10 protein-coding genes are annotated in these 22,785 nt (G+C 60.0%); 3 read left to right on the top strand and 7 right to left on the bottom strand.

Features of this window, described 5'->3' with window-relative positions:
* Positions 1-95: 95 nt before the first annotated feature.
* The 7 genes from brxL to ACFOKF_RS08380 are packed head-to-tail and all read right to left on the bottom strand — an operon-like array spanning position 96 to position 13,783.
* A complete protein-coding gene (brxL, locus tag ACFOKF_RS08410; protein ID WP_380794935.1) occupies positions 96-2,177 on the bottom strand; it encodes a BREX system Lon protease-like protein BrxL in 2,082 nt (693 codons plus the stop codon).
* A gap of 7 nt (positions 2,178-2,184) precedes the next feature.
* Positions 2,185-4,692 carry a BREX-1 system phosphatase PglZ type A gene (pglZ, locus tag ACFOKF_RS08405; RefSeq protein ID WP_380794933.1) on the bottom strand — a complete coding sequence of 836 codons (2,508 nt, stop codon included), beginning with the start codon at positions 4,690-4,692 and terminating at the stop codon, positions 2,185-2,187.
* Positions 4,685-8,140, bottom strand: coding sequence for a BREX-1 system adenine-specific DNA-methyltransferase PglX (pglX, locus tag ACFOKF_RS08400; protein WP_380794931.1), 3,456 nt, complete (start codon positions 8,138-8,140; stop codon positions 4,685-4,687). Before pglX ends, pglZ begins: the two co-directional genes overlap by 8 nt.
* Entirely contained in the window at positions 8,140-11,679 is a 3,540-nt protein-coding gene (brxC, locus tag ACFOKF_RS08395) for a BREX system P-loop protein BrxC (protein ID WP_380794928.1), read from the bottom strand. Before brxC ends, pglX begins: the two co-directional genes overlap by 1 nt.
* A 3-nt stretch (positions 11,680-11,682) precedes the next feature.
* The gene (locus tag ACFOKF_RS08390) at positions 11,683-12,285 is read right to left on the bottom strand and encodes a DUF1788 domain-containing protein (RefSeq protein ID WP_380794925.1); all 603 of its coding nucleotides are present in this window, start codon (positions 12,283-12,285) and stop codon (positions 11,683-11,685) included.
* A 2-nt stretch (positions 12,286-12,287) separates the two neighbouring features.
* Positions 12,288-12,902: a DUF1819 family protein gene (locus tag ACFOKF_RS08385; protein WP_380794922.1), complete on the bottom strand. Its 615-nt coding sequence runs from the start codon at positions 12,900-12,902 to the stop codon at positions 12,288-12,290.
* Positions 12,899-13,783, bottom strand: a complete 885-nt coding sequence (locus ACFOKF_RS08380) for a WYL domain-containing protein (protein WP_380794919.1) — start codon at positions 13,781-13,783, stop codon at positions 12,899-12,901. Before ACFOKF_RS08380 ends, ACFOKF_RS08385 begins: the two co-directional genes overlap by 4 nt.
* A 130-nt stretch (positions 13,784-13,913) precedes the next feature.
* Between ACFOKF_RS08380 and ACFOKF_RS08375 the strand changes: the two genes are divergently transcribed.
* The 3 genes from ACFOKF_RS08375 to ACFOKF_RS08365 all read left to right on the top strand — a co-directional run bounded on the left by ACFOKF_RS08375 (position 13,914) and on the right by ACFOKF_RS08365 (position 22,764).
* Positions 13,914-16,577, top strand: a complete 2,664-nt coding sequence (locus ACFOKF_RS08375) for a PD-(D/E)XK nuclease family protein (protein ID WP_380794917.1) — start codon at positions 13,914-13,916, stop codon at positions 16,575-16,577.
* Positions 16,577-19,963 carry a UvrD-helicase domain-containing protein gene (locus ACFOKF_RS08370; RefSeq protein WP_380794914.1) on the top strand — a complete coding sequence of 1,129 codons (3,387 nt, stop codon included), beginning with the start codon at positions 16,577-16,579 and terminating at the stop codon, positions 19,961-19,963. The genes ACFOKF_RS08375 and ACFOKF_RS08370 overlap by 1 nt, the downstream gene beginning before the upstream one ends.
* A gap of 125 nt (positions 19,964-20,088) precedes the next feature.
* Positions 20,089-22,764: an ATP-binding domain-containing protein gene (locus tag ACFOKF_RS08365; RefSeq protein WP_380794912.1), complete on the top strand. Its 2,676-nt coding sequence runs from the start codon at positions 20,089-20,091 to the stop codon at positions 22,762-22,764.
* Positions 22,765-22,785 lie beyond the last annotated feature (21 nt).

Below are 22,785 nucleotides of genomic sequence, written 5' to 3'. Positions count from 1 at the left end.
ACAAAAATCTTGTCGTATCCCGCGTTCGGGGGAATGGCGTGAAAGCGTGTGTTCGAAATCTAGCTAAAACACGCCATAACTGCACAGCAACAACGTTAAGCTGTAGGGATTTCCACGTAAGTCACATAAAAGCTTCGAACCATACGATGCTCCTGCATTCGCTCTCCCAATGCGAAACCGTTCATCTTGCGAGGTGTCGGTTGGAAGATATCCAACCCGCGATCCAAAACCATCTTCCAGCCCGTGTCAGTGGTAATGTCGCGTGCATGAAGTGTTCCGGAACCATCAAAGGCCCAGGTGAAATCTACGCCCGTGCCTGTGCAGGCCTCGGCAATTCCGTCCAGGCATTCTCGCTGTTCCTGAATGTTTCCATCGTCCGGAGCCGTGACGAGATGCACTGCGACCTGATCTTCGGGCGCCTTGCGCCGGATTAGCATTTCAACCAGTTCCATCAAATTGCGAGCCTGATGGAATTTCCGGATGTAGGGATCGGTGACGATGATTCGTGCAGCTCCATCAGTCCAAAGGCCGAAGATCTTGTCGAAACTGACACCCTTGCGGTTCTCCGTGAAAACGACATGCCCCGGCTGCGGAACAATGGCATGGTCAACGTCACGCGCAGCAGAAGCGGCAGGCGTTGATGCCTGCGGTGCTGGGGTTGGCGCGAGCTCGGATTGACGCACATCTTCATCTACATCGCCGGTGGAGCGGCGATGATAGAACTGAGGAAACTCCTCTTCCTCAAGGGTCGTAACAGCACGCTTCGATCCGTCCGGCGCCACATAGTGGAAATCAGCGGCCTCGAAGGTGCTGTCGATCCGCAACAGCTGGTCTTTTACCCGCTTGCGGCATTCAATCGCAAACCGCAGCAACTCTTCGACTTCGGCTTCGGTCTCGTCGCCATTCGGGAAGATCAGTTTGAGCAGGCCCGACATGGTCTTGTTGATTGCTGCGCGGTCCCGGATATGGGTCTGGACCGGAACGGTAAAGAAGCGATCCGGCCGATGCGAGAAGTCCTCAGCCCGCAAGTGGCGCAGGATCTCGGCGAGGTAGTCGACGATGAACCCGTAGCCGGATGTGAACATCTGACCGCGGATGATGTCGATCTCCCATCCAGGCAGATAGGCGTGCAGTCGATCGATGAAGGCGCTATCGTGGAACTGCGGCGGCAGGGCTTCGAACAAGTCAGTATTCTTCAGCATCCACGGCACGTTATGGTCGGTGTTACCGACGAAGGCGAAGCTGGCCTCGGCACCCATCGGGTTCACCCCGCGCGAAAATTGCTTGTTCGCCATGTAATTCTTCATGATATCGACAAGCGCCTTGTTGGCAGTCTTCTCGCGCCCGGCGAATTCGTCGAAGGCGACGACATCCCAATAGCCGACCAGGCCAATCCGCCCGTTGGAGTTGTTCACAAAGAGCTTGGGAACCGTGACTTCGCCGCCCGAGATCAGCTGGCCGTGGGGTGAGAACTCGGAATAGATATGCGACTTGCCCGTTCCCTTCGGCCCGAGCTCGATGAGATTGTAGTTTCGTTCGACGAATGGGATCAGGCGCAGCAGCTGCAAAAGCTTTGACCTGCGCCCAAACATGGACGGATCAAAGCCGACGCTCTGCATCAGCAGGTCGATCCATTCGTCGGTGGTGAATTTGCCGCGCGTTTCGCGATAGCCATCATAGTCGACACGGGCGATCTGGATCGGTTTCAGCGTGTCGATGATCCAGGGGGAAATCCGGCTGTCTTCCGAGAACTCATACTGCACATCGGCGATGCACCAGATCCCCGTCACCAGCAGCTTGGGATGCGCCTTGACCGTAGTGCTGTCGATCGCGACCCGCTTGATCCCGAGGTTTTCGAATACCGCCTCATAAGCATCGGTCTTTTCGTTCAGCGCCACGCTGACTTGATCGATAACCTTGTAGCGGCCGCGCTCCTTGATCGTCGACTGGACCAGCCCTGCTTCCGAACGATGGACGTAATGCTTACGCAGGATGTCTTTAACCGTCTCGATGCCGGTCGCGATGGAGGCTTCATCGTCGGTCGCGCAATATTGGCCCAGCAGGTATTCAAGCACATAAGTGGGAACGATGGCGTTCCCTTTCACGGCCTTCACCAGGTCCTTGCGGACCACGAAACCGGCAAAATGCTCGTTGATCTTGTCATCAAGGGTCGACATCGGCACCTCAGAAATCGAAGTCTGTGCTGATCCCGCGTTTCAGCAGCAAGGGCTGCGAAGCGTGATCTTCGAAATGGCTTGTCTTGCCGATGCGCGTGCGCAGCTTCAGGAAGACCGTCTGATTGTTGTAGGGGTCTGCCGCCTTGGACAGAAGGAATCCGCGCGATAGCTCCCGCTCGCGCGGATTCTCGGACACAAAATCGAAATCCAGTTCGACTTCGTCAGAGATGAGCGTGCCATCGCCGGCAAAGATCGCCGCATGGATCTGCCGGGGTTGCTGTTTATCGGTAACCGGCTCTGCCTGATAGAATGTCATCTGGATCTGCCCAGTGGTGATCTGGGCGCGGGTCGGCGGGATGATCTGCACCGTTACCTGCCCGACATCTTCCTTGCGCTGCTTGCCGACTCGCAGGACGGGCAGGACGATCTCCTGCAAGCTTGCCCCGCCATGGACAAAGCGGCTGCCCGCCCCTTTGACGCGCAGACGGTTGATGGAGTTGGGGATCAAGATGTCCTGATCTCCACCCAGACCTAGCTCGGCGGCTGTGAACTTCTTCATACCACCCGTGCAGCCGAGCCCTCGTCCGATCACGAAGCGACGATTGCGTGTCACCACCTCGCCTTCCGGCTCACCCAGCGCAAAGCCGCTCTGCTCTAAGGCCCTGTGCTGCCACAGGAACCCGTGATCGGCGGTGATCAGTATATTCGAGAAGTTGGCCGAGGTCAGTTTGCGGACCAGCTTCACCAGATCCTCGATGGCCGTTTCCGCCGCGGCCGGGACATTTTCCTCGGTCGCGAGTTTGTCGCCGATCGCATCAATCTGGTTGTGATAGAGATACAGGACATCATGATCCCGAAAGAGATCCCGGCCCTCGGACGATCCCAGATTCATGAAGTCCTTCGCCGCCAGAACCTTTACCCGGTCCCCTACCCTGCCTGCCGCCAGCGCCTTTTCGCGCGCAGCCGCGCCCATAGTACTTTCACCGTCCAGCATCACCAGATCATTGTCATTGCGGATCGCCAGTTGCCGGTGCGGCAACAGCGCCGCCATGCCAAGCTGCGTGTAGCTAGGCAAAACCCCAATCATCGGCTTCAGCTCGGCATCGAACCGGTTGAGCTTGCGGATCTCGCGCAGCGCCTCTTCGGCCACCTCATAGCGCAGAGCGTCTGAGATGATGACGACGACCTTCTGCTCCTTGCGCCGGTATTCCGCAGCTTGTTCGCGGTAGAAATCCACCTGACGCGGGAAGCCCGGGACCGCCCAATCCGTCAGGCGGGCCACCTGATCCTGCCAGGCATCGTTCAGCTTGAGCACGAAATTCGTGGTATAGCGGTTCTCGACCGCCTCATAGAGCGCGGACAGCAGCCCCGACTGACCGCTTTTCTGCATGTGATAGATGAACTTGCGATAAAGCTGGTCCAGTCGGAACCAGCTTGCGGAATAGCGCTTCACACCATCGGACAGGCTGGTCATCGTCAGATCAGCCTCGGCCAGCGCCTGCTGAAACTCGGTCGCATAGCCAATGGCCTGATAGACATCCGCGTAACGGCTATACCAATGGCTCTGGCGGCGATCGCGCACCCATTTCAGCACATCTGTCGCGGGCAGGCTCTGCCGGGCCAGGCCCTCAACGATGGCGACGACGATCCGCCGATCCACTTCCTCGAAATGATCATGCGGGATGAGGGTACGGAAATCGCGGGAAGCCAGATCATCCCTGATCTTCAGCACATCCTGATAGTCGCCCGACAGCTTCTCGAACGCCTCACCCCACCCGCGTGAGGAGCTCCAGCGGCGGAACATCAACACGGCATCGGTATTTAGGGGAGCAGTCTCGCCCATGGCCCGCGCCCAGGCGCTGGAAAACAACGTGATGGCGAAATCCTGAAAATCCGGGGCATCCGCCGCGTAGCCATAACGCGCAGAAACTTCCTTCCAGAAGAACTCCGCCAGCCCGACACGATCAACCAGCTTCAGCGCCTCATCACGGCCCTCAGCCAGCTCGGCCAGCAACGCCTCGATCACGGTATCGAGATCACCATCGGCAGCTGCGCAGACCGCCAGCATCTTCCGGCGAACATCGTTGGCACTTTGCGATGGCCGCTCATGCTCAAGGGCGCGCAGCGATTCCAGGCGCTTGCCGGAGCGATAGAATTCGGCGTGATCGCGGACGGCGGCTTCATACTTCGCCGGGATGCCGAGATCAGCTACCCAGATCGCCGCCTGATCGGCGCGGAACACGGCGCTGGCCAGTTGCACATCCAGCAGCCAGTTATCAGGCATCGGCGTCTCGGGGCCGTCCTTATAGAGCAGGAATCGCGTCTTCGGCTCCTGCCGCAGCATGCGGTATTTTAGGCCGAACTCATTATTGACGATCTCCACTTTGGTCACGTCGGGCAGGTCAACGGCATCGAACGCCATGCGCAGATCGCGGGCGGCGTCATACCAGAAGACGATGCGATGGCCCTGATCCTCATAGAGCCGCATCAGGCCGGCGGTGATGCGGTCAGTCATCCACAGCCTCCAGCCCCTTAATCGGCTTCAGCGCACCGGCGAACAGTGGATAGTTGCGCTTTACCCCGTCATCCAGATCGATGGCGTGTCTTTGCTGCGCCATCGGGTAAACGACATCACGTTCCCATTCGGTCAGCTCAGCGATCTGCTTGATGATCGTGGCTGTTTCCTTCTGCGCCTTTGTCTGCTGAGCGGGCGTGGCGGCAGGATCGACGGCCAGCTTTTCCAGCCGGGTGCGTTCCACCTCCAGCTTATGGATGAATTCGCGCACATATTGGTTCAGCACGACCGAGACGGTGTCGGGCCGATAGCGGTGCATATAGATCAGCGCATTGAAGCTGCCCTTGGGGCTGGAGAACATCCAGTAGATCGGGCGCTTCTTGTAGCGCCGCACATGATAGTCGAAGAAGTCCCTGGTGAACCACTTGCGCAGATCCTTGCCGAGGGCGGCTTCGATGAAGGCGAGGTTTTCGCGGAACTTGGCCTCGCCGAAGGTCACGCGCAGGAAATCGCGGGCGCGGGTGACGATGTCATCAGCGAACCAGTCAGCATCCAGCACCGGGATGACATTGTCGCGGTCGGGCGCGAACGTCGGCTCGGGCACGCGGGCCAGATAGTCCTCGAAGCCCTCGCCCTGATTCGCGAGGATCAGACCGGGCGCGTTGAGGCTATAGCGCCCGAACATGCAGCCCACGGCATAATGGAGGAATTCGGCCACCGTATCATCGCGCAGCCGCGCCTCGCGCTCCTCTTCCGAGCCCTTCACGCCATAGCGATAGGCCGGGTTGCAGGTGAGGGTAATTTCCTCGATCGGCACTTCTGGGGTCAGTTCGTCGGCCAAACCATACGCATCAATAAAGATGCGGTTATTCTCTTCCTCCAGACGCTGCGTCTCGACCGTCATGCCGTGCCAATGGGCGCGCAGGCGGGCATAGGTAGCCTCTAGCGTCCCTGCCCGGTGATCGGGCGAGAGCAGCGGGAGTGTGGTGAAATCCCAGGAGGTTTCGTAGGCGTCCCAGTCCGACTTGGCGAGGTCAATTGCGGCTTGACCGATACCTTCAACTCCGTGGGAAACCTCTTCGCCTACCATCCAAGGAAGCTTGGAAATATGGCCGCTCTGGAAATCCAGCATCGGGGCAAGTACCTTCAAGAATTCAAAGGTAACTTTACTATTAAGAAATGCTGTTACCGCTTCAGTCGGAGCGTCCTTCGGAAACAAGCACGGGCCGGTAGACTCGAAAAGCTGACCTTCCGGGAAATACCTGAATGCAGTCGAGCCGCTCGAAACACGTGTCCAACTCGCGCCTCGATTGAAGTAGTTATGTGCGTTCCGCAAGTTGGATTTTGGAAATTCTTTCAGGTCGCGGCCATCGTTATTCCAATCTGCAGCATAGTCATTATTCCCATACCATTTGCGATATGGTCCGCCTTTTTGACATGGTTTCCAACGTTCGCCTAAGCCTGCTACCTCATGCCAAAGGCGAAGAAAGCGTTCATTGTCCCCAGTGTCGAAGCCTTTTCCAATATCCGCGATTTCATCAAGGCTTTTCCCGAGTTGAAAAGCAGCGCGAGCCTCCGCAGTAGGCCAGTAGGCGAAGGGACTTCCAGGAATCTTTTTGAATTCTAATTGTGAGACGGTGTAGCGGTTGTATCCAGAATCCAAGAATAGACGTCGAATCTTGTCAGGCGCTCGGACGTCAACATGAGCATCAAACAGTCTACGATAGACGCCGACGCTTTCTGGCGATGGCGAGTGATTGAATGCAGTGTAGGCAACAGTCCCAAAGTCCGATCCGAATATACCGCGCCCCAGATGCAGGAGCGAGCTAATAGTCAATTTTGCCAGAAGTTGGATGCGAAGCTTGTCAAAGGAACTGAGAAACATCCACGAAGGGATGTTGATCATTCCCGTGAAGCCGCCCTTTCGGCAAATCTCCAGCGTTCGCTCCATGAACGCTGTCATCAGATCACTTTTGCTGTTTGGAAAGTTGCGCTCAAGATACGCGCGCAGATTTTGGTTCATGCCGCCCCAACCCATATAAGGCGGGTTGGCCACCACCACGTGATACTTCGGCGACAGCGCCTCGGCCATGCGCAGCGCAGTCGCCACACGCTCCTGCACTTCCTTCAATAGCAGGTCGCCACCGAAATCCCTCGCCTCAACCACCCGCAGCGTCTCAGCCGGGTCGCGCAGCTTCGGCACAATCAGCGAGCCAAAGTTCTTCGCCTGCTCGAACTGCCCCAGCGTCTCGCGCAGTTCATCGGTGAACATATCCTTGCCTACCACCGCGGCCACGTCCTGCATCTCGGCAGGGGTGAAGCGCAAATCCTGCAACACGGCGATGCTGGGGCTCGCCTCCATCCGCAGGAACCGCCGCCGCCCCAGCTTCGCCGCCGCCTTCATCGACAGCGCGAAGGCAGCCAAAGCACCGGCGCGGTCGTCAATCTCGATGCCGGTCAGGTTGTGCTTCAGGATCAGGCCGGGAATTTGGGCTGCGTCATGGCCTTCCTCGGCATAGATTTCATAAAGCAGATCGAAGGCGTAAGTCAGCATATGGCCCGAGCCGCAGGCCGGATCGCAGATCTTGATCTCTTCGGCCCGCGTGATCTTCAGAAAATCCGTCTCTGGCTCTTCCGGCGCGATGTAATAGTCCATCTTCGCCGCCAGCTTAGACTGCGGACGGTTCAGCAGCCACAACCGCCCCAGCGAATTTTCCACCAGGTAGCGGACGATCCAATGCGGGGTGAACAGCTGCGTCGCGGCAGGGATATTCTCCGCCGTGATCTTCTGGTTCTTCTTCAGGCCCGCAAAAACCTGATCCTTCTTCTCGCTGATATAGAATTGGTAAAGCCAGCCAATGATCTCGACATCCCGACAGGCCTCTTCCGTCATCACCTCGCGCAGGCGGGCAAGGATGCTGTCCGGTGACAAAAGATCATCAGGTATGAGTAGCTCGGTATAATCCTCGGCCCGGTCGAGCATATCGGCGCGCTCGAACATATAGGGCATCGAGGCGTGCCATTCGTTGCAGGCATGGATCAGCAGCAACCGATAGGCCTCTGCCTGCCCGTCATGGGCAGGGCGCGTACCGTTCAGATATTCGGCGATCTCGTTACGGGCGCGATCCGGCAGGTTGCCGGCCAACGCCTCGGCCAAAATCTCGGGCCGGGTCGCGCCATCGGCGGGTGATACAACGCGCGGGTTGGTCAGGCCTGTCACATCCATGAAACGCAGCGCGGTAAAGCGGTTGAACCATGTATAGGCTGCCTGCTCGATGACCTGCCCGCGGTTGCTGCCGGCGGCGGCATCCAGCTTAGCAGTCGCCATGGGATGTTCCCGGCGCGCTGCCGCGCCCTCGGCCAGCACCATGTCCAGTCGGGCGGTGACCTGCGCGATCAGCAGGTTGCGCGCGCTTTGCGCAAATTTCTTCAGGGCGTTCGTATCCATCAGACAATCACTTTCTTGCCCGCGCCGATCTCGGCCAGCAGGGTCTTTTTCATCTCATCAATGTAGCGGGCCACATCGTGCTCATTCTCGAGATAGGTTTTCGCGAAGGGAACAGTGATCGACTGCGCCTTGATATATTGGGGTTTTGCCGGTGCTAGCGGGGCATATGGCTTGGCCGGAGCTTCGGCTACGCTACCAGCAGGTTGAGGCTGCGGCGCGGGCGTTGGCACCGGTGCAGGCGTCAGTTCGGCGATCCGCGTGAGCGTGTCAGCCAGAAGGTTGGAACGGACTTCAGTCACCAGATGTCGCAAGGCCGGGATCAGGCTCTGTGCGGCAAGACCTGTTTTCCGATCTGCAAGCTCTTCGCAGATGCGCGCCTTCTGTTCGGGAGGCAGTGCGCCAAACTCTGAAGTCTGGGCGACTTTTCCGGCAACCTCGTCAATCGCCGTGATGACAGCGATGCGCTCAGCCAAAATGGTTTGCTCGATACGCTCCTTTAGGGTGTAGAAACCCGTCTTCAGTTCCTGAATTGCGGTGCCCTTGTAGCACTGCGGATCCTCAAGAACCTGACGCAGTTTGTCGGCAGCCCTACTTTCGGCATAGCCAAGGTTTTGTTCCTGCCTGGTCAGGAAAGAACGCACCTCATCGTAGATGCCTTTTTGTGGCCCGCGCATGAAGCTGCGGACTTTGTCGAAGACATCCTCTTTTGCATCCAGAAGCTGGTCTTCCTGTCCGATGGGGCCAGTGATGAACCAGGTGGCCGGCTGATCGCGCATCCCATCCAACAAGGTACGCAGGGGATCGAGCGCGGCGGCAAAGGGATAGGCTGCAATGGCACGGCTCTCCTGCTCGACATCACCGAGCAGCTTGCGCAGTTGCGTCTGCCACTCCGCACCCAGACTGCGCGCGTCATTCCCCGAGGCAGGAAGATCGAACAGCTCCTGAAACAGTTCACGCGATCTCCGGATTTGGGCGGCAGTGAACTCGATTTGCGGCGAGAGGAGAATGTTGCCAAGGGCATGGCTGTTGCGCAGCCCCTGGATCAGGGCATCCCCTTCCAGCACGCTGCTATCCGCCCGTGCCTCAAGCTTGCCACGTGCGACAAGGCTTGCCGTCAGGCACAGAACCGCGCTGGTGGGCCAGCCATAAGGTTTGGCGCCGAATTTCTCGACCAAAGCTTTAGCCGAAACCCGTGTACCAAGACGCATCTGGGCCTGTGCATGGTTCAGTACGTCCTGCTCGGCTTCGATCAGGCCGCTGCCTTCGCCGCCGAAAAGCCCTCCATCGACGCGCCCTGCACGCGCAAGGTCGGCTTCGGTGTAAGTGGCGCCGCGCAGAACGGGCAGGCTGGTGTAGACCTTGTCCACCAAAACCTGGAAGCCTTTGACCAGCCTCTCTTGCGGATCTTCCCCTCCGATCTCCAGCTCGGCACCGCGCACGAAGAGCCGTGCATCCGAGATCAGGCTGCGCAGGCGCTGGACCAGTTCCTTTTCGCGTCGCGTATTCTGATCACGCTTTTCCGCGATGATACGATCACGGCCAGGCTGGGTATCTCCACTGGTGACTTGACGCGCAAATTTTACGGTCTGGAGCCAGAGGACGAGATCGCGCGTAAAACGCGCATCACGCCCGAGCAGGACAATCATCTCATCGCTTGCCATGCTGTTCGAACGAACCACATCCGGCGCGTCGGAATCGTCGCTGAATGGCGAGATGATATTGACGGAAAGCTCATGTTCCCGGTTCAGGCTGTGGCCGTCAAGCTTGCGGGTGAAAGCGTAATCGACACCCGTGCCGGCATGCTTGATCTTGCCGTGACGGAGGATCGCGCCGAACGCCAGTTCATCGAGCTGCCGTTCTATCTCGGCGGGATCGACGGAGATTGCCTTGATCTCGGCCTCGACGTCCTTTTCCTCATTGGTGAGGAATTCATAGACCTCACCGTTACGCTGGATGAGCGTCTGACGCTCCAGAAACGACAAAGCCTCCTCAATATTGCGGCGCTGCTCGGTCTGGTCCGCCTCGAACCGGGACAACAGAAGGATCGATATGTTGCGGGCAGTCGGTTTGAATTCCTTGACATATTTGACAAGGAACAAGACCTTCAGCACCCGCACGGCAAAATCATCGCCAAGGTTCTTTTCAGCCAGTTGTATTGACTGCTGAACCGATGATTTCAGAGCGGTGCGAATCCCCTCGAACATCAGGTCAAAGGTCGCCAGCCCCCCAACCGGCGTGCCGGCCAGCTTTTTAGCCACCTCCTGAAACACCCCCAACATAGAGCGTTCGCCGACCGAGCTGTGCTTGCCTTCGAATGCGTTATGCTGCGAGAGGCCCATGATCGAGCGCTGGAACAGGTCATATTGGTAGTTCGGGAACGGATAGCTCGCGACGAACTGGTCTTTTCCGGAGAAATTCCTGAACTTGAACGAATTGTCGCCGAAATCGAACAGGGTACGCAGATTGTTCTCCTCGGCATCGTAAAGATTGCCAAGGGTGATCTGACCAGCCTCGGTCTTGGCCAAGAGGCGGCGCTGAATGACTTCCGCGACGTCCTGAGAGTTCAGCGGCATCCGGTTGGCAAAGCGCGCTTGGATCTTCGAGAAATCGTTCTCTTGCTGCGCCGTCAGATCGCCGATGACCGAGCCCATGTCCTGCTGGGCCGTGACCACTATCCAGGCCTGGCCCTTGCACTTCGTGTTAAGGCTTTCGGCAATGGTCTGCAGGTTCGTCATCAGCTTGACGTTGTCGGCGATATACTGCCCCACCTCATCGACGAAAAAGTTCAGCCGGAACTTCGGCCCCTGCGCATCGATCCACAACTTCACGATATTGGCGAAATCCTCGATCGAAACCTTCGTATCCTTGCGATACTGGCCAAGAATATCCTTGACCTCATCGCCCGTGACCTCGGCAAAGGCAGCGGCAATGTGCTTGCCTTCCATCAGAGCCTGTTCGCGCCCGCGGTCCCAAGGCTTTCCGGAAGACTGCGCAAAGGCCGCCTTGAAGGCATCGAGCTTGCCTCGACTGTCCAGATCACGCTCGAACTGCGCAATATGCGGGAGCTTGCCATAATAGCCGCACATCTCATCAAAGACTTTCTGGAAGACGGCCAGAAGCGCGTCGACATCCGTCTTCGAGATCACATCCGCTTTCTGGTCGATATTGAACAATACCGACCGGGACGGGATCGATACCGCCTTGCGCAAGGCGCCCGCTAGCATCGGGTTACCGGCCAGCTTGCGCTCGAAGATTTCGACGGCGCGCTGCCCCTCAACCTCGTCGTTTTCGAGCAAAAGAGCGAGCATCTTGAGAAGGTGGGATTTGCCCGACCCGAAGAAACCAGAAATCCACACCCCATTTGCGGTATCGTAGTTGTTGTAGGCGTCGAGGAATTGCTCGAGGCGGGCGCCAATCTCGTTGGTGATGACATATTCATCCAGCTCGGTCAGAAGGCTGGCCTTGTCATCAGCCTTGATCACCCCATCGATCGAGCGGTCGACCGGCTTGGCAAAGATATCACGCAGAAGAGTAGCCATCGGTCAGACCTCGTAATTCATGATATTGAAGGCGCGGTAGTACTTGTCATCATGCAGCAAGCCGAACAATTCGAGCGAAGCTCCAGTGGCCAATGCATGGGTATATTTCCCCGGAAAGAACATGACCGTCGGGCGGTCCTTCGCAGTGCTTTGCAGGTTATTGAGCACGTTGTGCGACCTCAGGTAGGGGTAAACCTCGCCGATGCCTGACAGGAAGATCACATCGTGTGGGGTTTCCTCAATGCGCCGCGCAATCGCCGGAATGAGATGTTCTTGAGGGTCGAGAACGCCCTGCAATAGTTCCTTGAGCTCGGCCTTGTCCGTCTCGGCCTCAACCTCAAGGATTTGCGCAAAGATCCCGCGGTCCTCGAGGATTTTGATCGAAAGGTCATAGAGGTCGATATCAAGGACGCGCACACCGGCATGCCCCAGCCGGGCGATCAGATCTCCGCGATCCTCACCCAGGCTCAGGCCGTCCTCCGCATCGAAAGCGCAAATGAAGAAGGGAACCTCGTTGCCCAACCCTTGCTTCTGCAGAAATCGTTGGCTGGAAATCACCCTAAACAGGTGCTCGGCGCGAACGCGCCGATCAGGTCTCGTACTCACAGTTACCCCCCATTCCCGGGAAAGATCCGCAAATCAGCCGGATTACTCTCCTCGATCAGCCGCCTCATGTGCCCTGACAACCAAATCGGCTGAATTCTGCCCTCGACGCTCCTCAACCCGGCTTCACGCAAAATCCGGAACAGGACCTGTCGCAATTTCCCGGCGGTTGATAGTGACAGTGCCGCGAGGTTCGGATCACATTCCGCTTTATCCGCGAGAAAACGGTCAAATACCTCATGGCCTAGATCAAGGCGCCAGGATTGGTACCGCTCATTGATCACTTCGACCGCGAATTCGTAAACAAAGCGATAGGTCCGACAGATCGCTAGCCACATCACAGCCTGCTGCTCGGCGCGATCCGCCTCTGCCGACAGGTAACGGCGCTCAGCATTGGAGAGATGACCTATCCGGTCGTACACCTCACGTAGCGCGCGGGTTTGTGAGGCCAATTTGGGCAAGGACGACGCGCCTTGCGCCAGCAAGCGCTCGCGAGCGCAAGCCCATGCCTCACCGGGTCTGTAAGCCTGGGCGATTGCCAGGCTCTCATTGAGCATCAGCCCGCCAACACTGAACGACATCCGGTACTTTTGATTTTCTGCGCAATTGCCAGAATTCACAGCGCGAACTCCGCCTTCTCAAGCGCTGCGACGGTATCGGCTCTGTTGACGACGACGATATGTTGGCTGCGTGCGGGTAGCTGAGCGGCGTCACCCAAGAGTCCAAGGCGCTTGAGCACATAGAATAGCATCGCGTAGCGAACGGTCAGCACGGCCGACCCGTTCGCCATCCCGTAGTCCTTGGCGACCACCGCCTTCTGGCTCTCGGTGAGGGCAGGATGCGGGCCAACCTCAATGGCAAAGCGCTCTTGCCACAGAGAGTCTTGATCGGGCGACGCGCCAGCTTCGCCAAGCTCTCCGACATCAAGGATGCGGGGCAGCAGGAAGTCTTTGAACTTGTCGGTGATGTGGCAGTAGCCGCGCACATGCCAGCGAAAGCCATCATAGCCGAAGGCATGCGGCGTCATGCGGCGCCAGATCGGATCGGGCCGATCCTTGCTCATCGACTGGTAGTGGATATCGACTGATCGCACGTCTCGTACCGCGCCTAATATGGTGCGCAGCACCTCGGGGTTGATGTCTCGGCGGGGTGTCAGCGCGATATCAGTATCGGGCACCTGAGTGATCCAGGACTCGCCCAGTTCGATCAGTCCCTCCGCGACTGACCGCAGGCGTGACAAATACCCATAAGGGTCGGGCTTCAGGAAAATCGGCTCGAAATCCGGGCCCGCCACATAGCGACGGGCGCTCTTGTCATAGAGCGCATTGTGCGGCGCGCGCTCCTGATAGAGCGTCAAATCCTTCGATGCCTGCGGCACTGACACATCGAATGTATCGATGATGTCCGATCGGTTGACACCGCCTTCCCAGAATAGCCGGAACTCGATGAATTCGAGGCGGCGCTCGACGCCCCATTTCAGCGCTGGCCCCTCGCTGGTCATCTGATTCGGTTCCTTCACATCACGAGGGGATAAAAACTATATGGACATATCTGCAATGCCCGTATAGTTTTTATCCATGCAATGGAGTCGCGTCAAGCGGAACCGGCGAGACAGTAGGAGGAAGTTGGCGGTGAGCACCAATCCTAATCGGCGCACAATCGTCGCGCATGGCCGTTTGGCGATCCGCGAGTTGCGCCTCAATGCTGCCCGGCAGCGGCTTCACGGGTTACAGATTTTCTCGTTCGAGCAGCTCGCCGTCCGACTGGCGGGCGGTTTCACGCGGCCTATCGACGACGAAAGCCTGCGCAGCGCGATCCAGACAGTCGTGCCCGAGACGCCTTTGGGCGAGCTGGATGGCATCAAGCTCTTGCCGGGTATGGTCGATGCCGCAGCTGATACGCTCCACAAGGTATGGCGCTCGGGCATCGATTTGGCCGCGCGCGCGCATGAACATCCACGCCTCGAGTCGATTGCCCGCCTCGAAGCGGCCGTTCAGGATCGGCTGCCGCCTGGAATGATGCGGCCCGCCGATCTGGCGTCCGCTGCGCTCAAGCGCTTGGCTCACGCTCCGGCGGTTCTCGGCTCCGTCGAAATCGTCGGCACCACCGAACTTTCGCCAAGCTGGCGTCCGCTTCTCGCGGCGCTTGCCGCGCATGTTCCTGTCGTATGGGTCGCTGGACCGCGTCCCGTCCCGGAGTGGCTCGCCGCGACCGATATCGAGGTGCGCCGCTCGGATGCGCTGACACCGGAGCAGCACATGGTCAGCGCCGCCACCGGCTTTCACGAAGCCGTTGAGGCGATTCGCTGGGCGCGCGCGCTCATGGTGACAGACGGCATCGATCCCTCCGACATCGCCATCGCCGCCGCTTCGACTGCCGACTATGACGATCACTTCCTCGCCTTGCGTGCGGACGCCAACCTCGACCTTCATTTCGTCCACGGCATCAAAGTCACCACCACCCGCGAGGGACAGGCCGCAGCAGCGCTTGCCGATATTCTGATCCGCGGGTTCTCACAAACTCGCATGCGTCGTCTCGCGGCGCTCTGCGGATCAGAGGCCGGCCCGTTCCAGTCATTGCCGCAAGGGTGGCTGCGCGTTCTGCCGGCCGACGCGCCGCTTGCCTCTCTCAGCGCCTGGGATCGGTTGCTGTCTCGTCTTACGGCTGCGGACTGGCCCGATGCGCAGGATCACACGGCGACCTTGCGCGCGATCGTCGATCTACTCGCGAAGGGGCATACGGCAGCCGATGAGGTTGGTGCTGCCTTCCTGACCGGCCGTGCGCTCGCGATATGGCGCAAAGCACTTCTTGCTGGCCCATCGGTGTCGCTCGATACTACGCTCGAGAATCTGAAGCAGGATGACGGCCTTGAGGTCTGCGTGTCGCCGGCATGGATGCCAGCCAGCGCGCTTGCGGCATCGCCGCGCCGCCATGTGCGCCTCATCGGTCTCAATTCCTCGCGCTGGCCGCGCGGGATTTCCGAAGATCGCCTCATCTCCGACCATATCATCCCTACCGCCGAACTTGATCCGCTGCCGATTGGCGCTGCGGATCGGCGTGATTTCGAGACCATCCTGGCGACGACAGAGATCGAGGTCACAATGTCGCGGGCGCGGCGAGACGGCGAAGGGCGCCTGCTCGGCCGGAGCGCGTTGCTCGGCCCGGTTACGGACGAAATCTACATCGGTCGTAACGCCGTACCCACTCATGCCTTCAGCGAGACCGACCGCTTGATGGCGCGACCGGATGAGTTCGCCGGCGACACGCAAGCCGCCAGCGCGCTCACCACCTGGCGCAATTGGCATCGCAAGGAGATTACCCCGCACGACGGATTGGTTCGTGCGGACCATCCGCTGCTGCTCGATATCCTCGCACGGGTCCAATCGGCCAGCTCGTTGAGGCTACTCCTGCGTAATCCGTTGGGCTTCGTCTGGCGCTATGGCATGCGCCTGCAAATGCCTGAGAGCGGCACCGACCCGCTTGTGCTCGACGCACTGGCGATGGGCGATCTCGTCCACATGACCCTCGACCTCGCGCTTCAGGATCTCGAAGCTGATGGCGGCCTCGCCAATGCAGGCGAGGCCCAGATATCCGCTGCGATCGAAGCCGCCGCAGGAAGCGTCGCTGGCGTCTGGGAAAGCGAGCGGGCAGTCCCGCCACCGGTCATCTGGCGGCGCACGCTCGATGATGCCCGCGCTCTTGCAGAACGCGCGCTCACCTATCGCGGCGAGCATCTCGACAATGCTCGTTCCTATGGGGAGGTGGCCTTTGGTGGCGCCACGCCCAAGACCGGCGCCGGCAGTCCATGGGATGCGGCGACCCCGGTCGCGATCCCTGAAACCGGCTTTGCCATCAAAGGCTATATCGACCGGCTCGATCTTTCGGGTGATGGCAAGCGCGCGCTCGTCCGGGACTATAAGACCGGCCGACCGCCCAAGGACCATATCAGCATCGATGGTGGCCGTGAGTTGCAGCGCTGCCTCTATGCGTTCGCGGTGAAAGCCCTGTTGGGAGCGGACGTATCGATCAGCGCCTCGCTGCTGTATCCGCGTACCGAGACCGACCTTCAGCTCGCCGACGCCGAAGTGACGCTTGGCGAACTCACCGGCTATCTCCAATTCGCAAGCGCAAGCCTGAGCGCTGGCCATGCGCTGATCGGGCCGGACACCGGCGGGACATATGACGATCTCGCCTTCGCGCTGCCTGCCAATGCCGGCGCGACTTACTGCAAACGCAAAACGCCCGCCGCCACCGAGCTCCTCGGTGATGCTGCTCTGGTCTGGGAGGCCCAGTGATGACCGCCGCTCTGAATATCCTGCGCGACGACGCTGCGCGCCGTACTGCGATCAGCAGCCATGACCAGTCGCTCCTCGTGGAAGCGGGCGCCGGATCGGGCAAAACCGCCGTCATGGCGGGCCGGATCGCGGCCATGCTGGCGCAAGGCGCTGTGCCCAAATCGATCGCGGCGGTGACGTTCACCGAACTGGCCGCGAGCGAGCTTCTTGTGCGCGTCCGCGATTTCGTCAGCGAGCTTGTTGCGGGAACGATCCCGACCGAACTCAAGATCGCGTTCCCCGATGGGCTCTCCGAACAGCACAAGGCGCATCTGGCTGAGGCTGCCGCGCATATCGATGAGATCACCTGCTCGACCATTCACGGCTTTTGCCAGCGCTTGATCAAACCCTATCCGGTCGAGGCGGATATCGATCCCGGCGCGAGTGTCATGGATCGCAACCAGGCCGACCTCGCCTTCATCGAGATCGTCGATGCGTGGCTGCGCGAAAAGCTCTCCGGTGCAGAGGGTGGCCTCATCGCGGAGATGGTACTCTACAGCCCAAGTGAGACAGTTGGCCTCATCCACCGGATCGTCGATAATCTGCGCAAGCGGCGTACCGTTGCCGCCCCCGCCGCAGACCCGCTTGCTCCGCATCTCGCCGCGTTTCGAGCGGCGGCAGCGGCTTTCGCGGAGTTCATCCGCACCGCGCCGGCCGTCGAGGAAGAGACAGCGGTCTTCGCCGAGCGCTTCTCGGAGATGGCGGATGGCCTTGAGGGCGGACCCGCCATCGATACGCCTGCCGGGCTCGTGCGGCTGCTGACCTTCCCGCCGCATCCCGACCTCTGCACCAAGGCGGGCACGTTCCTGGCCTTCAAGAAGAAGGGCAAATGGGTTGAGGCGGCCAAACGCGAAGGTCTCGCCAAAGCAGATGGCGAGCGGCTCAATCTCGCAGCGGAAGCGGCCTATTCGGCATGCGGTGCGGCATGGCAGACGCTCACCCAGAATGTCGCGAGCCGCGTTCTAGCCGACCTGATCGGCGAAGTGCGCCCCGTGCTCGATCATTTCCGCGACTATAAGCGGTCCGCCGCGCTGCTCGATTTCGACGACCTGATCTTCGCGGCGCGCGATCTCCTGCGCGATCATGACGATGTCCGCCGCGCGCTCGCCGCCCGCTTCTCCAAAGTGCTGGTCGATGAGTTCCAGGACACCGATCCGCTCCAGACCGAAATCTTCTGGCGCCTGTGCGGTGAGCCTGCGGAGGCTGGAGATGCGAGTGATTGGGTCAGCTTTGTCATCCGCCCCGGTGCCCTTTTCCTGGTGGGCGATCCCAAGCAGGCGATCTACCGTTTTCGAGGCGCCGATGTGTCGGCCTATGTCCGTGCCCGCGATGCCTTCATCGCCCAGGACGAGGACAGCGTCCTTTCGATCTCGACCAACTTCCGGTCCTGCGCGCCGATTCTGACCTTCGTGAACGAACGGTTCGAGGGACCGCTCTCTAGCGACGGCCAACCCGGCTTCACGGCGCTCGACCCCTTCCATGCCGATCGCGGGGAAGCGCTATGTATTGCCGCACTTGATGTCGTGGTCGCAGGCGAGGACGGCAAAGCGTCGGCCGAGCAACAGCGCGATGGCGAGGCCGAAGCCGTTGCGCAAATGTGCGCCCGGCTCATCGGCAGCGAAATGATCCTCGATCGGCGCACTGGCGCGGGACGCTTGTGTCGCCCAGGCGACATCGCTTTGCTCGCGCCCACCGGCAGCGACCTGTGGCGCTATGAGGAAGCCCTGGAGCGCTATGGGATCCCGGTCGCGACGCAGGCCGGTAAAGGCCTGTTCCGCCGCCAGGAAGTTCAGGACCTGATCGCGCTCACCCGCGTCTTGGCCGATCGCCGCGATACACTCGCGCTCGGCGCGCTGCTGCGTGGGCCGCTCGTCGGCCTGACCGAAGAGCAATTCCTCGACATCATCTGGGCGCTCCCGCGCGCTGAGGACGCACCCGAAAAACTTCCGCGTTTCGACCTTGGCGTCGATCCGGCCGACATCGCACATCCGCTGGCTCGGGCGACGATCGAGAAACTCCAGGCGCTCCAGCGTCAGTGCAACAGCACTACGCCGCATGAGCTCCTGTCTCAGGCGATCGATGCGTTGCGGGTGCGGCCAATCCTCTTGGCGCGTCACCGCGGTCAGGCCGAGCGCGCGCTTGGCAATGTCGATCTCTATCTGAGCTTGACCTCGGCATTTGCGGTTCGGGGGCTGCGCGCCTTCGCCGAGACGATGACGGCGGCCTGGACCGACGAGGCACGCGCCGTCGAAGGGCGGCCGGACGCGCAGGAAGAAGCAGTTGCGCTCTACACCATGCACGCCGCCAAAGGGCTCGAATGGCCGATCGTCGTCCCCATCAACACGATGACGGGGATCAAGGCGCCCGATAGCCCCGTAACCGACCGCGACAGCGACACCTTCTATTGCCCGGTCTTCGGCGTGAAACCGGCAGGCTATGAGGCGGTGCTCGACGCCGAAAAAGCGGAACTCGACCGCGAACGCATCCGTCTCTGGTATGTCGCGGCGACCCGTGCCCGCGAATTGCTGGTGCTGCCGCGCCTTGATGCTGCTCAGTCCAAGTCCGCCTGGATTTCGCTGGTCGATCTGTCGCTGGCCGAACTGCCGGCGCTCGAACTTTCGCATCTGCCCGAAGGGATGGGCGCAGCAGCGGCACACGCAGTCAATGCCCAGACCCGCGATAGCTTTGCCGCCGAAGCCGCCGCGATCCTCGATAAGCGCCAGCGTCTGGTCTGGCTCGCGCCGAGCCGCGATGAAAGCCACGCCGGCCCGGTACTGACGCCTGAAGCCGTGGATGTCTGGGCGGCTAGCGATGACGGCCAGCCCGATAACGAAGGGTCGGCGTTTAGCGTTCAGGGTGGGCGCGAGCGCGGGCTAATCCTCCATAAGCTGCTTGAAGAGGTGCTGACCGGCGAGACCGATCCTGGTGAAACGGCGTTGGCCGATCGGGCTCGGGCACTGATCCTGGAAATCGTCAAGCCGGTGATGGACGATCCTGCCCAAGGCCTAAACCCCGGCGAACTCGCCAGCTGCGTGGTGCGGACCCTCAACCTGCCGGAAATCGCCGAGCTGCGCCCCAGTCTGGTGCCCGAACTGACTGTCTATGCGGCAGTTGATGTCGAAGGGATTGAGCAGGCGACGGTCGGTATTGCCGATGCGACCAGTTTCGACAGCGACGGCAAGCCTGCTGTCGTGATCGACTGGAAGAGCGATGTGCAGCCGACTGCGGCGACGGTCGAGCACTATCGCGCGCAGGTTCGCGCCTATCTCGACATGACCGGCACCGAACGCGGGCTGATCGTCATGCTGACTTCTGGGCAGACAATCGAGGTTCAAGCCAGTGCTTGAGGCCGGCTGTCTTAAAGCAGGGTGCGACATACGCAGCCGCGAGAATTAATAGCGCGTCCTGAAAGACTTGTGGTGGATTTTGAGCTGCCTCCTTGCAAGTATGGGGGCTCATGGGGGGAACAGCTTTGAGCCTGAATCGCGACGAACATATCGGTGATATTGCACGAGAAGCATTGACCATCTTCGATCGGGTAGCGGCCGGCGCCAGGGCAGAACTTGCCCGTTTCAAGGGGCCATCCGCGGAGAGCCTCGCTCCGCTGAATACGCTGACGACCGAAAAAGCCGTCGCAAAGCTCAACGAGATCGGCCGGGAAATGCTCAATGGCCACCAAATCCTGTCCCGCGAACCTGCTGTTGCCAGGGTGATCGCGGCGGACGAGGCGGACAAGCATACCACCTTCTACATCTCTCGGTTCGCGCCTTCCGGGTTGCTCGATGCCGAGGTTCGGTTCGCCAGCTACAACGCGCCGGTCGGTCGGTTGGCATCGTTGCGACCGGGTGGATACATTGATTTGCCGGGGGGCTCACTTGAGGTCGTGGAGCGAACCCTATTTCACGCCGAGGCTCTCCCCGACGGCTGGGATTCGCGGGATACTATCTTCGAGGCGGAAGGGCAGAAGACCCTCACGATCGCCTCATTGCTGCGCTTGGTTTCCGAGCGTGATGCGCCTGCCGATGCGCTGGATGAGATCGAGCGCATGCTGAAGGCAGCCGAAGTGGATGACAATGTCACGATTGGGCGCAAGCGCGGTATCATCGACAAGATGCAGCTGCGCGATCAGGCGGTGCTGGACGAGTATCAAGATGCCATCTTCCGATTGTCGCTTGATTCGCAGCTTTTGATCCTGGGTCCGCCGGGAACGGGCAAGACCACGACGCTCATTCGCCGTCTGGGGCAAAAGCTCGATCCCCATGGCTTGAGCGAGGACGAGCGAAGCCTGGTCGATGCTTCCCCCTCATCGCTGGCACACGGCCAGAGCTGGATTATGTTCACGCCCACCGATCTACTCGGGCAGTATCTGAAAGAGGCCTTCAATAGAAACAATGTGTCAGCGTCGGATCTGCGAATCAAAACGTGGATCGGACATCGCAAGGAACTCGCGCGGAACCACCTTTCGATCCTGCGCACCGCAAACGGCGGTGGGCCGTTCGTTCTGAAGGATGCTGCGGCCACCATAACCGCCGAGGCCGTAGAATCGCCGATCGACTGGTTCGAGCAGTTTCAAACCAAGCAGGACAGCGACTTCTGGTCGGGTCTCGAGAGCGCTGCAGCCATCCTTAAGGCTGCCACGGACGCGGAAATCGCAAAACTGGGTGGGCGCCTCAGCACAGCCATTCAAAGCGCACGGACGTCCACTCCGGCAAGCGGCATCTATGCCCTTGTCTCGCTAAGTGAAGACGTCCGCCGCATTCTCGGGCGTGTAAGAGCTGATGTCGACAGCGTGCTCAAAGCCGCACTCGCGCGCGCGCAGGCTGGCGCACGAACCCAAGGTCAGAACTTTTTCGAGCAGCTAATCGCCTACCTCGACACCTTGGATGATCAGGCCGATCACGGCGACGATGATCTCGATGACGAAGATGACGAAGAGGAAGACCGGCCGACGAACAAGCCGGCCGCTGCCCAACGCGCCTACTATGCTGCCCTACGGCTTCAGGCGCGCGCCAAGACACGTCGCCGTTCAACGAGCTCTCGAAGCGCTCTCGTTCTCGACTGGGTTGCGGATCGGGGCCTGACCGACGCCGAGGCGAGCGGGCTGGCCGAGCGGTTAGGATGGCAGTTGTCCCTCAATCGCTTCAGCGCACCTGTCCGGCATTACCTGAGCAAGATCCCCGCCCGATACAGGCAGTTCAGGAGAGGTGAGCGCGGAGAGCGTTGGTATCCCGATACGAACCCAGGCCGCGATCTACACCCGCTGGAAGCGGATCTCGTGATTTTGGCGATGCTGCGCGCTGGCAATGCCTTGCTCGCGGATAATCGCGTGCGTCGGAACATTGAGCAGGCTGCCTATGAGCCACTGCGTGCTCTGCACGATATCCAGCGCAATCAAATTCTCGTGGACGAGGCCCCCGACTTTTCGCCGGTGCAGCTTGCTTGCATGCGCGCCTTGGCAGTCGAGCCGATCGGATCGTTCTTCGCCTGCGGCGATTTCAATCAGCGCATCACAGAATGGGGTAGCCGTACCGAGGACAGCCTCAAATGGGTCGAACCCAGCATGTCGATCGAACGGGTTTCGATCGCGTACAGGCAAAGCCGGCAGTTACATGACCTGGCCAAGGCACTGGCTGATCCCGCTTCTGGATCGACGGCGGATGCCGGCTTGCCCGACGACGTCAATAATGATGCGGTTCCGCCAGTGATTGTTGCAGGCCTGCATGATTACGGCGAGATCGCCCACTGGTTGGCAAAGCGGCTATCGGAGATCGAGCGTTCCGTCTCCCCACGCGCATTGCCGTCTATCGCGATCCTCGTTCATGACGAGGGAGCCGTTCGCCCACTCACCGATGCGCTGAATGAGGTTATCGAGGAGCAGAATCTGCATGCCGTCGCCTGTGTCGATGGCAAGATCATCGGTCGAGACGATGAGATCAGGGTCTTCGATGTACGGCACATCAAGGGGCTCGAGTTTGAAGCGGTGTTCTTCGTCGGCATCGACAAGCTCGCCGAAAACGAGCCCACCTTGTTCGAGCGATATCTCTATGTGGGGGCAACGCGCGCAGCCACCTATCTGGGCCTGTGTGCGATGGGCGACAAACCCTCCTCGATCGACCGCCTTTCCGGCCATTTTGCTGAGCAATGGTAGAAGAACCAGCCGTACAGATTG

The sequence above is a fragment of the Sphingobium rhizovicinum genome (assembly GCF_042647625.1).
Lineage (GTDB): Bacteria > Pseudomonadota > Alphaproteobacteria > Sphingomonadales > Sphingomonadaceae > Sphingobium > Sphingobium rhizovicinum.
The sequence above is the reverse complement of the archived record's forward strand: the minus strand, read 5'-3'. Positions and strand labels throughout refer to the sequence as shown.